This is a genomic window from Ruegeria sp. AJ12 (assembly GCF_056536245.1).
This window is the reverse complement of sequence record NZ_JBQFJJ010000002.1, coordinates 399,978-414,084: the sequence shown is the minus strand read 5'-3', so window position 1 is coordinate 414,084 and position 14,107 is coordinate 399,978. Positions and strand designations below refer to the sequence as shown.

General features: G+C 60.3%; 15 protein-coding genes and 3 pseudogenes. 11 read left to right on the top strand and 7 right to left on the bottom strand.

All coding sequences use genetic code 11. From position 1 onward, the window contains the following. Positions 1 to 164: 164 nt before the first annotated feature. Together fcl and gmd are read right to left on the bottom strand one after the other, a co-directional pair. Positions 165 to 1,141: pseudogene (gene fcl, locus ACR3E0_RS22155) on the bottom strand (GDP-L-fucose synthase). A gap of 10 nt (positions 1,142 to 1,151) precedes the next feature. Continuing rightward, positions 1,152 to 2,274 (bottom strand): annotated as a pseudogene (gene gmd / locus ACR3E0_RS22150) (GDP-mannose 4,6-dehydratase). A gap of 157 nt (positions 2,275 to 2,431) precedes the next feature. On the opposite strand from gmd, the gene ACR3E0_RS22145 reads away from it, so the two are divergent. After that, positions 2,432 to 3,736, top strand: coding sequence for a UDP-glucose dehydrogenase family protein (locus tag ACR3E0_RS22145; protein WP_480481228.1), 1,305 nt, complete (start codon positions 2,432 to 2,434; stop codon positions 3,734 to 3,736). A gap of 34 nt (positions 3,737 to 3,770) precedes the next feature. Here the strand turns inward: ACR3E0_RS22145 and ACR3E0_RS22140 are convergent, their stop codons facing one another. The 3 genes from ACR3E0_RS22140 to ACR3E0_RS22130 all read right to left on the bottom strand — a co-directional run bounded on the left by ACR3E0_RS22140 (position 3,771) and on the right by ACR3E0_RS22130 (position 6,262). Further along, positions 3,771 to 4,850: a helix-turn-helix domain-containing protein gene (locus ACR3E0_RS22140; RefSeq protein WP_480481226.1), complete on the bottom strand. Its 1,080-nt coding sequence runs from the start codon at positions 4,848 to 4,850 to the stop codon at positions 3,771 to 3,773. A gap of 70 nt (positions 4,851 to 4,920) precedes the next feature. After that, the gene (locus ACR3E0_RS22135; protein WP_480481729.1) at positions 4,921 to 5,475 is read right to left on the bottom strand and encodes a hypothetical protein; all 555 of its coding nucleotides are present in this window, start codon (positions 5,473 to 5,475) and stop codon (positions 4,921 to 4,923) included. A 184-nt stretch (positions 5,476 to 5,659) separates the two neighbouring features. Next, positions 5,660 to 6,262: an RNA polymerase sigma factor gene (locus ACR3E0_RS22130; RefSeq protein WP_480481222.1), complete on the bottom strand. Its 603-nt coding sequence runs from the start codon at positions 6,260 to 6,262 to the stop codon at positions 5,660 to 5,662. A gap of 18 nt (positions 6,263 to 6,280) precedes the next feature. Here ACR3E0_RS22130 and ACR3E0_RS22125 point away from each other — a divergent pair, with 18 nt between their 5' ends. The 10 genes and pseudogenes from ACR3E0_RS22125 (at position 6,281) to ACR3E0_RS22080 (ending at position 11,277) form a co-directional block, all read left to right on the top strand. Then, positions 6,281 to 6,763 carry a YceI family protein gene (locus ACR3E0_RS22125; protein ID WP_480481727.1) on the top strand — a complete coding sequence of 161 codons (483 nt, stop codon included), beginning with the start codon at positions 6,281 to 6,283 and terminating at the stop codon, positions 6,761 to 6,763. Further along, the gene (locus ACR3E0_RS22120; RefSeq protein ID WP_480481725.1) at positions 6,760 to 7,218 is read left to right on the top strand and encodes a c-type cytochrome; all 459 of its coding nucleotides are present in this window, start codon (positions 6,760 to 6,762) and stop codon (positions 7,216 to 7,218) included. The genes ACR3E0_RS22125 and ACR3E0_RS22120 overlap by 4 nt, the downstream gene beginning before the upstream one ends. A gap of 83 nt (positions 7,219 to 7,301) precedes the next feature. Beyond that, positions 7,302 to 7,754, top strand: a pseudogene (locus tag ACR3E0_RS22115) (Ldh family oxidoreductase); the annotation flags it as partial. After that, entirely contained in the window at positions 7,660 to 8,322 is a 663-nt protein-coding gene (locus ACR3E0_RS22110) for an Ldh family oxidoreductase (RefSeq protein ID WP_480481741.1), read from the top strand. The pseudogene ACR3E0_RS22115 and the gene ACR3E0_RS22110, both read left to right, overlap by 95 nt. A gap of 465 nt (positions 8,323 to 8,787) precedes the next feature. Next, positions 8,788 to 8,994: a hypothetical protein gene (locus ACR3E0_RS22105; protein ID WP_480481723.1), complete on the top strand. Its 207-nt coding sequence runs from the start codon at positions 8,788 to 8,790 to the stop codon at positions 8,992 to 8,994. 28 nt (positions 8,995 to 9,022) lie between these two features. Then, positions 9,023 to 9,346, top strand: a complete 324-nt coding sequence (locus tag ACR3E0_RS22100) for a hypothetical protein (protein ID WP_480481721.1) — start codon at positions 9,023 to 9,025, stop codon at positions 9,344 to 9,346. After that, complete coding sequence (locus ACR3E0_RS22095; RefSeq protein ID WP_480481719.1) at positions 9,252 to 9,677, top strand: MotA/TolQ/ExbB proton channel family protein; 426 nt, start codon at positions 9,252 to 9,254, stop codon at positions 9,675 to 9,677. The genes ACR3E0_RS22100 and ACR3E0_RS22095 overlap by 95 nt, the downstream gene beginning before the upstream one ends. Before the next feature lie 4 nt (positions 9,678 to 9,681). Further along, the gene (locus tag ACR3E0_RS22090; protein ID WP_480481214.1) at positions 9,682 to 10,053 is read left to right on the top strand and encodes an ExbD/TolR family protein; all 372 of its coding nucleotides are present in this window, start codon (positions 9,682 to 9,684) and stop codon (positions 10,051 to 10,053) included. A 55-nt stretch (positions 10,054 to 10,108) separates the two neighbouring features. Then, positions 10,109 to 10,441, top strand: coding sequence for an ExbD/TolR family protein (locus ACR3E0_RS22085; protein ID WP_480481212.1), 333 nt, complete (start codon positions 10,109 to 10,111; stop codon positions 10,439 to 10,441). Beyond that, a complete protein-coding gene (locus ACR3E0_RS22080; protein ID WP_480481210.1) occupies positions 10,438 to 11,277 on the top strand; it encodes an energy transducer TonB in 840 nt (279 codons plus the stop codon). The genes ACR3E0_RS22085 and ACR3E0_RS22080 overlap by 4 nt, the downstream gene beginning before the upstream one ends. Positions 11,278 to 11,529: 252 nt before the next feature. On the opposite strand, the gene ACR3E0_RS22075 is transcribed toward ACR3E0_RS22080, so the two are convergent. Further along, the gene (locus ACR3E0_RS22075) at positions 11,530 to 12,597 is read right to left on the bottom strand and encodes a ParB/RepB/Spo0J family partition protein (RefSeq protein ID WP_480481208.1); all 1,068 of its coding nucleotides are present in this window, start codon (positions 12,595 to 12,597) and stop codon (positions 11,530 to 11,532) included. Then, positions 12,590 to 13,975, bottom strand: coding sequence for an AAA family ATPase (locus tag ACR3E0_RS22070; protein WP_480481206.1), 1,386 nt, complete (start codon positions 13,973 to 13,975; stop codon positions 12,590 to 12,592). Before ACR3E0_RS22070 ends, ACR3E0_RS22075 begins: the two co-directional genes overlap by 8 nt. Between the last annotated feature and the right edge of the window lie 132 nt (positions 13,976 to 14,107).

The window sequence follows — 14,107 nt, the reverse complement described above, 5'->3', positions numbered from 1 at the left end:
GCGGTGCCACAGGCCGCTTCCTTGGACTGGACGCCCCAACACTCGCACTTGTGACCTATAAGGTTCTGTCGTCTGTGACGGACGCAACCACGTTGGCGCCCACGATTACCGCCATCGGCCGCTGGTTCTGATGAACGTTTCGCCTGGGCCGCGTGCCCGGGCGGTCAACTGGCCCGCAGATTTGCTGTCGGCTGCTTCAAATACCACGCGTAGGTCTCACGAACACCGTCTTCGAGCCCGATGCTGGCGCGCCATCCCATATCCGCCAGACGCGACACATCCATCAGCTTTTGCTTGGTGCCATCCGGCTTGCTCGTATCCTGCGTGATCCGGCCATTGAATCCCACAACCCCAGCCACAAGTTCCGCCAGCTCCGCAATCGAGACATCCGACCCGTAGCCCACATTGATATGGCTGAGCATCGGCTGCGTATTGGCTGCGTAGACATCCCGCGGCAAGTCCAGAACGAACAGGGATGCCTCTGCCATGTCATCCACGTGCAGGAATTCGCGCCGCGGCTTTCCGGTCCCCCAGATCGCTACTTCATCCAACCCGTCGCGCTGCGCCTCGTGGAACCGACGGATCAACGCTGGCAGGACATGGCTGTTCTCGGGATGAAAATTGTCCCCGGCCCGTACAGATTGGTCGGCATGACCGAGCGATAGTCGACCCCATGCTGCCGATTGTAGCTTTCGCACAGCTTGATCCCGGCAATCTTTGCGATGGCATAGGGCTCGTTTGTTGGTTCAAGAACCCCTGTCAGCAGGGCGTCCTCGCGCATGGGCTGCAGAACCTTGTGGGGGTAAATGCACGAGCTGCCCAGTTGCAACAGATGTCTGACCCCTGCTGCAAAAGCCTGATGGATCACATTGCATTCGATCATCAGGTTTTCATAAATGAAATCAGCCGGGTACGTGTTGTTGGCATGGATGCCACCCACCCTGGCCGCTGCCAGGATCACGACATCCGGCTGTTCCGCCTGCATGAAGTCGCGCACGTCCGTCTGATTGGTCAGGTCCAGTTCGGCATGGGTGCGGGTGATCACCTCCAGCGCCTCGCCCGCGGATTGCCGATCCTGTAGCCGTCGGAGGATGGCGCCTCCGACCATACCGCGATGCCCTGCCAGATAGATCTTGCGCATGACGCCCTCCTCAGCCGTTTTCCAGGCTGACAGGCAGGTCATAGCCGTGCTGTTTCAGCAGCGCGTGGCGCTTGGCGGTTTTCAGGTCCTCGCGCACCATTTCTTCGCACATGTCCTGCACGGTCAGTTCCGGCACCCATCCCAGTTTCTGCCTTGCTTTCGAGGGATCCCCCCAACGTCTCAACTTCCGCCGGACGGAAGTATTGCGGGTCGATCCGCATGACCACGTCCCCCGGTGTCAGCGCGGGGGCGTTGTCGCCATCAATATGTTTGACGGTCGCAACCTCATCAACGCCGTCGCCCGTGAACTCGACCACAACGCCAAGTTCGGCAGCGGACCATTCGATGAATTGACGAACGGAATACTGCACGCCTGTGGCAATCACGTAATCCTCGGGCGTGTCCTGTTGCAGCATCATCCACTGCATCCGCACGTAATCCTTGGCATGTCCCCAATCGCGCAGACTGTCGATGTTGCCCATGTACAGGCACTCTTCGAGGCCCTGTGCGATATTAGCCAGGCCGCGCGTGATCTTGCGCGTCACAAAGGTCTCGCCCCGGCGCGGGCTCTCATGATTGAACAGGATCCCATTGCAGGCATACATCCCGTAGGCCTCGCGGTAGTTCACTGTGATCCAGTAGGAATAAAGCTTGGCAACGGCATAAGGCGAGCGCGGGTGGAACGGCGTTGTCTCTCGCTGCGGCGTTTCCTGCACCAGCCCATACAGCTCGGACGTCGACGCCTGATAGAACCGCGTTTTGTCCTCCAGCCCCAGAAACCGGATCGCTTCCAACAGGCGCAGGGTCCCGATGGCATCCACATCCGCCGTGTATTCCGGGGATCTGAAACTGACCGCCACATGCGATTGTGCCCCGAGATTATACACCTCGTCCGGCTGAACCTGCTGAATGATTCGCGTCAGGTTCGAGGTGTCGCTCAGGTCACCGTAATGCAGGTGCAGTTTCGGGTTGGGCTCGTGCGGATCCTGATAGATGTGATCGATGCGCTGGGTGTTGAATGATGATGCCCGCCGCTTGATCCCGTGAACTTCGTATCCTTTTTCCAACAGGAACTCGGCCAGGTACGATCCGTCCTGGCCTGTTATGCCGGTAATCAATGCCGTTTTGGTCATATCTGAGCCCTTAAGTGCAATTGCGCCTGTTTATGGTCTCAAAAACAGCAAGAATCTGTGGAATGCAACCCAAGGCGCCGCTCAGGCATTGAAACCGGCGCCGGATCCCTGATTGTGCGCGCGCCACCAGCGGTAATTGGTAAGAAGGATTTTATTAATGCGTATTGCGATGATCGGCACAGGCTATGTGGGTCTGGTGTCCGGAGTGTGCTTCTCGGATTTTGGCCATGATGTGATCTGCGTCGATAAGGCGGATCAGAAGATTCAGATGCTGCAGGCGGGCGAGGTTCCGATCTATGAGCCGGGACTGGACGTGCTGATGGCCAAGAACGTGGCCGCCGGACGCCTGAGCTTTACCACCGATCTGGCCGCTGCCGTTGATGGCGCGGATGCGGTGTTCATCGCGGTGGGCACGCCAACCCGGCGCGGCGATGGTCACGCTGATCTGACCTACGTGATGGCCGCCGCCGAAGAGATCGCAAACGCGGTGACCGATTACACAGTGATCGTCACCAAATCGACCGTTCCGGTCGGAACCAACCGCAAGGTGCACGCAGTCGTTTCGGCCGCGAACCCAAAGGCAGAGTTTGATGTCGCGTCGAACCCGGAATTCCTGCGCGAAGGCGCTGCGATCGACGATTTCATGCGCCCTGATCGCGTTGTTGTCGGCGTCGAAAGCGACCGTGCTGCCGAAGTGATGGCGGAAATCTACCGCCCGCTCTATCTACGCGATTTCCCGATCCTGACCACGGATCTGGAAAGCGCCGAAATGATCAAATATGCCGCCAATGCTTTTCTGGCAACCAAGATCACCTTTATCAACGAAATCGCAGGCCTGTGCGAACGCGTCGGCGGTGACGTGAAAGAGGTCGCGCGCGGCATCGGACTGGACGGCCGGATCGGCAACAAATTCCTGCACGCGGGTCCCGGCTACGGTGGATCGTGCTTTCCCAAGGACACCGCCGCGCTGGCACGGATCGGGCAGGAACACGCACATCCGATGCAGATCACCGAAACGGTCATTCGGGTGAATGATGAAATCAAAAAGCGGATGATCGAAAAAATCCGCGAGGCCTGCAGCGACAGTTTCAACGGCAAGACAGTTGCCATGCTGGGTGTGACCTTCAAACCCAACACAGACGACATGCGCGACGCGCCGTCATTGACCATCGTGCCAGCCCTCATCGGTGGCGGCGCCAAAGTGAAGGTCGTTGATCCACAGGGACGGGCCGAGGGCGAAGAGCTGCTGCCGGGCGTGGAATGGTCGGACGATCCGTATGAGGCGGCAAAAGACGCGGATGTCGTCGTGCTACTAACGGAATGGAATGAATTCCGGGCCCTGAACCTGACGGATCTGGCCGGGGCCATGAAGACCCCCAGAATGGTGGACCTGCGCAATATCTATTCTGAGGGCACCGTGATGAAATCAGGATTTGAAGCCTATGTTGGGGTCGGACGCTGACCGCCCGACCTAACCGACATTTATTGAGGGCGTATCACAGGGCCGCAGTCCAGACCCGGTAGCGGCCCTGCCCCGTTACCTCACGGATAAGACCGCGCCGGGTGAACCGGTCGATGTTTCGCTGAACCGCCGCGCGCGAGGCCTGCGTCAGGTCTTCGGCCAGCGGGGCCGAGACCATCGGCCAGGCGGTCAGCACCTCGATCAGTCTCGGCGGGGTGCGACCGCTCAGGTCTTCGGTTGCCTCGCGGGCGCGCTCTTCCCAGGTGCTCACCCGGTCAAGATGCAGCAGCGCAGCCAGCACCGCCTGCCCCGCCCCTCTGATCCAGGCAGCCAGCTTTTCATCCGCCTCGCCAACACCGCGCAAAGCGCCGGGGCCTGACAGGGCCAGCGGCATGAACATCGCCCCGCCCCGCCCCATGCCTGCCGCGTGTCGCGCGGCAATGATGGCAGCTTCGGTGTCCTGTCCGATCCCTTGTGACAAGGCGCGCCACGCGTGAAACGCCATTGCCGCCTGCGTCACAGGATGCAGCCCGTCAGCATTGCGCATGACCTCGGCCAGATCAGCCACCGCCTCCGGGACGTCCTCGATCCCCTGTGCCATTCGGTCCAGAAACGCGGTCAGGCCAGCGTCCCACCCGCCAACCGCCGGTGCTGCGCCCGAGGTCAACCGGCGAACCGCCCAGCCCGCCCGGAACAGGGCCTGCACATCATCGCTGGTCGCCCCGATCCGCAGACCGGTCCACAAGGCCAGCCGGTCGACGCTGATCCGGTCGCCGGTCCACCAGCCCAGATCGGACACGTCCATCAGGGCCAGCCGATGCGTCCAGCCATCCGGCCCAGCCCGCAAGCGTTCATCCAAAGCTCCGAATGTCACCGCCAGATCGGCCAGCTCAACCGACAGATCCGCCTGCGCCGCGCGCCAGTCGCGCGGATCAAACAGCATACGCCGATCAGCGCGTGGCCCGGGCGGCAGGAAATCCTCCTGCGGTTCGTCCTCGTCGGGCGGCAGAAACCAGAGGTCATCCTCGTCGGGCGCGTCGGCATCATAAATGCTGGGAGGCCCCACATCCTCAGCCTCGTCATCCGGAACAGACCTGACAGGTTTCGATTTCATAAGTGACATTCTTCGGGCATTTCAAAAGCTCCACAAGGGGTTTTCTGAAATGCCCTGAGACACCGGACGATCAGCTGGAAAACGTGTCCGTCAGAACATCCAGCTTTTCACCCAGATCGGTCTCGGCATCAGCACCCAAAAGCATGTAACCATACCCGTCCCGCGCCCATGTCGCGGTCGCCAGACCGCTCAGGACCGCCTGCTGCATGTCCTTGTTCGGGGCGCCCGGACCTTGCCGAATGACGCAGAACGCCAGCGGCTGACCCTGTTCGTCTGCAAACACAACCTGCACCAGCGGCTTGCCTTTGAATGACAATATCTGAGCCCGCTTCAGATCCAGCCCCGGCAACGCCTCGAGCGCTTCGCGATTCAGCGAACGGCCAAGCTGTTCCTCGGCCTGCGCAAACTGTTCGTCCAGAGACGCGGGAGAGCTGTCGAGCGACGAAATCGTTTCCGGCACATAGAGTGACTGGTAGAGCGCGGCCTGTTCCGCCCATCCCATCTCGGCCGGGCGCGTCGCCCAGTATGTTGCCGACACGGCGATTACCGCAACCGACGCGGCAATGGCCAGCAAACGCAACGGTCCCCCGGAATAAGCTGGCGCCGACGGGGTCGATTCCGGCAACTCCACATGTGGTGTCTGGGCGGGCACCTCTTCAAAACCTTCTGAACCACCGGCGCAAACGGGTCGAGCGCCATCAGACGCTGCTCAAGCGCGACATCGGCCTCTACCGCAGCCTCAATGGCGCGGCACTGGCCCTCGTCCAGGCTGCCTTCCAGATACGCCAACAGCGTCTCGTCGGAAAACGTCATTTGCCACTCCGTTGCGCGGCATCTGCCGCATCATGCTGCATTACGGTCCTGAGTTTCTGCCGGGCATTTGACAGCCGGCTCATGATCGTACCGATAGGAACCTCCAGCAAAGCAGCGGCTTCGCGGTAGCTGTATCCCTCGACGAAGACAAGCATGACCGTTTCCCGCTGCGCTTCTGGCAGCTGCATCACTTGGGTAAACACTTCAGACGCGAAAATATTCGTTTCTGAATCGGGTCCGGTTGCAACCAAATCCGCCTCGGGCGTGACCGACAAGGCCTGAGCGCGGCGTACCGACCGCGCGCGCACCTCGTTCAGCCAGATCGACCGGCAGATTGTCATCAGCCAGGAATCCAGCCGCTCATGCGAATTGACCTGATGATGACGCTCTAGCGCGCGCAGGCAGGTGGCCTGCAACAAGTCATCGGCCACGTCCGATGCGCCTGACAGGGCCAGCGCAAAACGCCAGACACGTTTCGTATGCGTCTGCACCGCACTCCGCACGGCCTGTTCGGAACTGATTTCAGCGCCCATCGAATAAAACGCGACCTGTGTGTGTTTGTCATTCACGGACCGGGCCCGCGGGGTCAGGACTGACATACACCGTGGAGGAATGAAATGAAACTTCTGTTCAAGGCAGTCACGATTGCGTCGGCAATTGTTGCAACCCCGATCTGGGCCACAAGCTGGACGCTTGTGCCGGACGGGTCTCACCTGGCTTATGGCACCATCAAGAAAGACACTGTGGGCGAGGTGAATTCATTCACCAACCTCAGCGGTCATGTCAGCCCGGACGGCAAGGCCGAGATCGAGATCGATCTGTCCTCGGTGGAAACGAACATCGACATCCGCAACGAGCGGATGATCGAGTATGTCTTTCGCAAGGCCGCCACCGCGAAGTTGACCGCCGCGTTCGATATGGACGAGGTTTCCGCCCTGGGTGCCGGGCAATCCACGACCGTCGATGCCGATGCGGTTCTGGCGCTTGCCGGCGTCGACGTGGAATTCACCGCCGAGATGTTTGTACTGCGTCTGTCCGAGACATCGGTTCTGGTGTCGACCAATGACATGGTGTTTCTCAGCACCGAAGACGCGGGGTGAATGTCGGGGTCGACAAGCTGATGGAACTGGCCGAGCTGCCGGGCATCACCCGTACTGTTCCCGTGACCGCGCGGCTGATCTTTAAAATGGATGACAAAAAGGCGGAGGCGGCGCCTGAGGCCACCACAACCGTTGCTGCGGTCGGTGGGGACATCAAGGCTGGCAAGAAGGTCTTCGCCAAATGCAAGGCCTGCCATCAGTTGAAAGAAGGCCGCCACGGAGCCGGGCCATCGCTGCATGGCATCATCGGTGCCACTGCCGGACAGGTCGATGGATTCAGGTTCTCCTCACCCTTGCAGGACTCCGGCATCATCTGGACCGTCGAGACCCTGACCGCATTCCTCGCTGATCCCAAAGGGTCCGTACCGGGCAACAAGATGCAATTCCCCGGCCTGAAAAAGGACGCCGACATCACCAATGTCATCGCCTACCTGCAAGCCGAAACGCAGGGCTGATCCCCCTTTCGAAGAAAACCGGTTTCCCCAACCCATCTGCCAAGCTATCCCTTGTAAAACATCACGCGGGACAGGGGAAAATCATGAGCGATACGGTCACGTTGAAACTGGACGACATCCGACCGTTCTGCATGGATATCCTGACCAGATCCGGCTTTGGCTCTGCTCACGCGTCGGCGATCGCCGATACGCTGACCACCTGTCAGATCGACGACTGCCAGTCTCACGGGTTGTTTCGCCTGTTCATGTGCGCCCAGACCATTCAGGCCGGCAAGGTCGACGGTCATGCAGAGCCTGTTTTGAAACCTTCGGACAACGGCATCGTTCATGTGGACGCGCAGAGGGGGATGTCGTTGCTCGCATTCGAACAGGGTTTGCCGGTGCTGGTCGAGAAGACACGCACGCATGGGATTGCGGCCATGGCCCTCAACCGCTGTTTCCATTTCTCGGCGCTCTGGCCCGAGGTGGAACGCCTGTCTGCCGCAGGCTTGGCCGCGATGGCAATGGTCCCCAGTCATTCCTGGGTCCCCTGCCGGGGGCACGCGCGGAAGCCTGGGCACCAACCCACTGGCATTCAGCTGGCCGCGACAGGGCAAGGACCCGTTCACCTTCGATTTCGCCACCAGCGCCTTTGCCCGGGGCGAGATCGAGCTTTACCGGCGCGCGGGCAAGCCCCTGCCCCGCGGCGTTGCGATCGACAAGGACGGAAACCCGACAACCGATCCGCAGGCCGCCATGGACGGCGCGATGCTGACCTTCGGCGGCTACAAGGGGTCCGCCCTGTCGATCATGATCGAACTGCTCGCCGGACCGCTTATCGACGATCTGACCAGCCTTGAAAGCATGGAATTCGCCGAAGGCACTGGTGGTGCACCCTATCACGGCGAGATCATCCTGGCCTTTGACCCCGAGCAGTTCAGCACCGGTCGGGTTTCTGAAAACGATGACCGGGCCGAGCGTCTGTTCGCAGATATTCTGGATCAGGGCGCCCGGCTTCCCTCACAGCGCCGGTTTGAGGCCCGCGCCAGAAACACGGCGCGGGGGTTCGTCGAGATATCCAAATCTCTGCACGATGATTTGCACGACCTGAAGGATAGTCTGTAGTCGGGCCTCTTTAACGTTGTGCTGCCCCGAATTGGCTAGTGTCGATAAAGGTCGCTCATTCGCAACGCGGCGACTTCAAAATTCTTCGTACCCGCAACCTTCTGGGCGATCTCCGAACGCGAGGATGTCGGGGAGAATTGACACGTTTGCGACCCTTGATATTGACAAAGCACAGTCGAAAATCTACGCCCAATCCTGAACGGACGATAACAGCCCGCGCCAGATTGCGCTGTCTGCACAGAAGCAGCAGCACCCAGCCAGCAAACAACACTAGCCTGCAAATCAGATAAGTGCCGCCTGTGCGGCCTCTGATCGGTTTGGATATGTCGACACGCAATGTCGTGCATGTTCGACCAGCAGCAGGCCCTGGCGAAGAAGAAACGCAATGACGCTCTACACCATTGATCGGGTCCAGGCCTGTCACAGCCCGATGGGTGTATGGCCGCCCTTGCAACGGAGCACCTTATGCAAACCCGTCTGATCCTGATCGCGGCACTGATCGCTTCACCCCAGACTTTGGCGGCGCAAGATACGCCGGCGGAGCCGGCACCGGATGTACCCGTCATCGAACCGGTCCAGCCGGCCCTGCAGCAACCGGAGGCTGGCCCTGCCCTTCTCCCATCGGTCGAGGCAGAGGGCATGGTTGACAGCATTCAGCCAGGGAAACAGTAACACCACTCCCCAACAGGAGGAGCTGCTATTGGCAGCCCAGGATGCCTCGGCCAAAGCGACCGAATTTCTGCGCACCGGAGGGCCGTCGATCTGGGTTATCGCGGCCCTTTCGATCGCCATGGTTGCCCTGATCCTATGGAAAACCTGGCGTCTGGCTCTGATCGGCGCCTGGTCGCGGGGCAAAGCGGGTTTGGCTGTCGATCTGTTCGAAGCCGGCGATACCGAGGCGGCTCTGGCCACTGTCCAGGGACGAAGGGGTGCGCTCCAAAGTTGTGGCAAATGCGATCCTCGCTATTGGCAGGCTGCCCGAAAGCCGGGCCCGCGAGGATGTCTCTCGCGTCGCAAAGCGTGAAATCGCCAGCGCAGCAGCCGGGTTGCGGGCGCTGGAACTGATCGCCACGATTGCCCCTTTGCTGGGGTTGCTGGGCACCGTCCTGGGCATGATCACCGCGTTCCAGGCGTTGCAGGACTCGGGTAACCGCGCTGATCCCGCCTTGCTGGCAGGCGGCATCTGGGAAGCGCTCTTGACCACTGCCGCCGGCATGGCCGTAGCGATCCCGGCGGCAGCCGCGCTGACATGGTTCGAGGCGGTTATCGACCGCATGCGCCGCGATGTCGAAGACGGCGCAACCCGGTTGTTTGTCGCGATAAAACCGACCGAACTCAAGCTGGCAGCCGAGTGATCGCATGCAGTTCGCACCGCCGGCCAAACCCAGACGCAAACCCAGCCTGACACCCATGATCGATGTGGTGTTTCTGCTGCTGGTGTTCTTCATGCTGGCATCGCGCTTCGGAACGGACGCCATACTGCCACTGCCTTTGGCCGCGACGGGAGGCGAATACACCGGACCGCCGCGGCTGGTCGATATCTTGCCGGACGTTGTGCTGCTGAACGGCATCGCAACCGCAGACATTGCTGGCGATCTTGCCCCGCTGATGCAGGCGCCCACCGACATGTTGATCCTGCGCGGCAGGGACGGTGCGACGCTGCAACGGATCGTAACTGTGACCGAAGCGCTGCATGACGCAGGCTATTCTTCGGTCGTCATTGTGGAATAGCGCGATGGATTTCTCGGACCCACCCCGCAGACCCCGTCCTGAAGCCATTGTGCCAATGATCAATGTCGTGTTCCTGCTGCTCATCTTTTTCCTGATGGCGTCGAACCTGATGCAGCCGGACCCTTTCGAGATTACGCCGCCCCATTCGGCTTCTGATGTCGAGCCCGAAGCAGAGCACATACTCTATGTCGACAAAAATGGGCACATGTCGTTCGACAAGGCCGAGGGGGTCGCAGCGTTGACTGCAGTGACTGCGATCAGCGAAGCCGGGGCGAACCTCCGGATCCGCGCGGATGGAGAACTGGAGGCCAGGGTACTGGCTGGTTTGTTGAGCGATCTGGCACAGGCTGGGCTGAACAGAGTCGAGTTGATGGTGATGCCGCAATGAAACGCTGGTTGGAAGTTCCTGTGTTCGTGGCCCTCGCTGCCACGCTGCATCTGATGGCATTTGGAGCCCAACCGAACTCAGGTATCACGGCGGGCGGTAGCGGTGGAGATACATCGGTGTCCATTCAGGGTGCAGCGCCAACTGTGGTGGAGATGGTCCGTATGTGGGAACGTCCACCGGTGATACAGCCACCGCCGGAACAAGACCTGATACTGCGGCCACGCCCGCCAACCGGCATGCTCACCGTGCCCGATTTTCAGATTGATCAGGCCCCGCGTGCTCAGATGACCACTGCCATGGTACCACCGGAGCAACATGAAGATGTGCAAATCGACACCACACCCCCGCCCCCTCGGCTGGAACCTGAGGTTCAAGCCCAGCCCCAAATTGAACCAGGGCAAAGACCGCTGAAACCGCCCGAACCAGAGGCCCGCAAATCTGACGTGGCGTCGGCTGGGGCCGCCAAGCAAGTCTCGGCTGGATCGGGTGGTGGAGCGCACGCCGGCACAGATACGGCAAAAGTGACCACCGGTTCCCCCGGGCAGAAGGCGCAGTTGCAGGCCGTGTGGGGCGCGAAAATCCGCGCGCGCATTGAACGCAACAAACGTTATCCGCGTGGCACCAAAGCCAGTGGGGATGCCACCGTGGGTCTGACAGTGTCACGCGACGGGCGCCTGATCTCGCACCAGCTTACACAATCCTCGGGCGACCCAATTCTCGATCAGGCCGCGCTGAGCGCAGTTGCCCGAACGAAACGGGTCCCCAAAGCCCCCAAAGACCTGATCGGTAGCAGCTTTCGGTTTTCTGTGCTGATCCGGATGACACCGGGACGTTAGCCGACACCTGTGCGCCCCGCCCGGGTCAATGCGTGAGGTCAAAACCGTTCCCATTGCTCATTTTATTTTCCTTCCATCAAAATCACGGTTGCAGCATATAATGCTCATTATTTCGTCTTTTTGCACACAACATTGGAAATTACATGACTGACGTTCCGACATCGGCATCATTCGGCGTTACAATCAAAAATCGCAGCGGCCTCTGGCACCGTCGTTTGAACCCAGTTCACCCTCGGTGGTTTCGCCGCGAAACTACTCGAGATACCGCGCGACCTGTTCGACCAGTTGCTGCGCCTCTTCTATCGTCAGATCACGACCCTGAACACGAATTCTCACGTCGCCTGCCGAGACCTCGGAGACAATCTTGCCGCCGCTCGACAGTATCTGCGGGGCCAAGCGCTGAACCTGTTGTGGCCGTCCACCGCGGGACTTGTCTCGTTCAGGTTCCGGACCTGCCTTGAGCGCAGTATCAAGAACCGACCATTCGGATTTTGCGTCCAGCTCCCCTGCCCCGGCCAAGGCCTGACGCAATTCGGATTGGGCCCCATCCCGCAATGCCGCGGCCAGTTTAAGCCCCGCCTTTTCCGTCAGGGCCACCGGGTGCTGCAGCAAGTCCCCCAGGGCTTCGTGAACCATTGCAAAGCCCCGCACCTTGGACCGCTTAGCCTTGGAGGCGGCTGCGTACAAAACATCGATGGCCGCATCTGAGGATGGGAACACCCCCTGCCCCGCGGCCAGCACCGCGATCCGGCCCCGCTCATACGGGCTGAGGTTTGATCGCAGCTCGTTCTCTTCGACCATCGACACGTAAGCGCCCTGCCCTGTCCCGGCGTCACGCACAAAGGCCGGAATCTCAGCAAATCGCGGATCCGTTTCGGACAGGCGCCGAAAAGCATTCAGACGCCGGAAGCCGGATATCAGACCATAGCCTTCTGCATTCTGCGTGACCTCGATTGGTGTGCGCAATCCATGAACGCGTAAAGACTCCAGCAGTTCCGCCATCGCCTCTTCATCTTCGACCATCCGGTCGCGGCGAATGAAATCGGCATCGATCTGATCCAGCGGCACCATCTGCGCGACAAGCCCCGCGTCCTGCGCATCGCGCCACCGCTCTGCGTCGCCCTGATCCTTGGCCAGCGCAACCCTATCGGTCACACCCGCCATACCGTTCAGCGAGGCCGCCTCGGCCGCAACCTGCGCGATCGGTGGCGGCCCGGATTTTGTGTCAAACGGACTGATCGACGGTTTCGCCGCGAAACCGGCCTCAAGCTGCTCCAGTTCCGCCGTGTCCGGTGCGCTCAGTCTTCTGCGTTTAGCCATCTGCCTCTCCTCCCATCTGGGCATCGCGCCACCAGCACCCGATCAGAACCTCTTTGAATTCCGCATACGTCCGGTCAAACGTCTCCCGCCCTCGCACGTAAGTGTCCCGGTTGAAATCGCGATAATCTGCCTCGTAAATGCCGTTCACCTGCTCGCCCGCCTGTCCGACCAGCGCCGTGTAGTCCTGACGGTATGCATTCATGAAATCCCCGAAATAGGCCTGGATCACGTTGGCCATATCGGTCTGCTGACTGGCGTCGAACCGGGTGATAATCGCCCGCACTACATCCCATTCGAACTTGAGTTCCGGTAAACCCGCCGCCCGTTGCGCGGCGTTCTCGCCATCCTCGATGCTGGCAAAGGTCGTGTAGAGCATGTCAAAGAACCGACCCGTGGAATCGAACTCCAGGAATGACGCCCCAAGCGGCACGAGCAGGATGTCCGCGGCAGCCAGCGCATTGATCGTCAGGTACCCAAGTGCAGGAGGGGTATCGAGTATGACGATGTCGTAATCGCTCAACACACCTTCGTCCTGCAGAAAGTTGGTCAATCCATCCCACAGCGGCCAACTGCGCAGGCCCATGCGCCAAACCGGGATCTGAAATTCAGCCCAGTACAGGTTCAGCTGGGCACCGATCAGATCTATATTGGGCCAGTGCGTGTTCTGAATAACGTCGCGGGGCAGGGTGGTCAGCGCCTCCTGCAAGGTTTCGTCCAGCGGAATCTCCGGCTGACCGGCCGCATTGCGCACCCGGTTTTCTTCCTGCACCGCACGGGCATAATCCTTGGCGATCAGCGGAAAGACCGTTTGCCACTCGTCAGCGACCCGCCCACCCAATATCGATGTCATCGACCCCTGGCTGTCGAGATCAACGACCAGCACCTTGTAACCGTCCAGCGCCGCCGACATGGCCAGATGCGCTGCGGTCGAGGTTTTGCCCACGCCGCCCTTGAAATTCGCCACAGCCACGACCTTGGCGGGCAGGTTGTCCGGCCGATAGGGCAGATACTCCTTGGTGCTGACACCTTCGGCGGCGAAATGCTTGCGCAGGGTCAGGACCTCATCCAGGGTAAACCATTTGGATCCGGCTTCGCCTTCACCCTGTGGCAATTCCGGATTTGCTTTCAGGACCCGGCGCAGATGCGCTGGTGCCACCGGGATCAGGTACTTTGTGATTTCCCAGATAGAAAACCGGCGCAGGCGCTTTTCGCCGTCCGGAGCATATCCCCGACGGGCGAGGTCTTCGCGGCCCTTGGCGCAGAACGCTGCCGCTTTTGCGAATCGCGATGTCCCGATAGGATCAGGCAACTTTGCCGCCGCGATCTCCGGATCCAGATTCAGATAGGGCGGCAATGGAGGTTGCGTAGATTTGTTCACTGTCGATGCCTCAGATAATGTTCGCCTTTGCGGCGTATATTCGGAAATGTAGCGAACATTTCACCGCACGGCTATCCTTCATGTCAGCTTTTTCCACAGAAGAGTTAAATCGCTTACGGTTTCGCCGCGAAA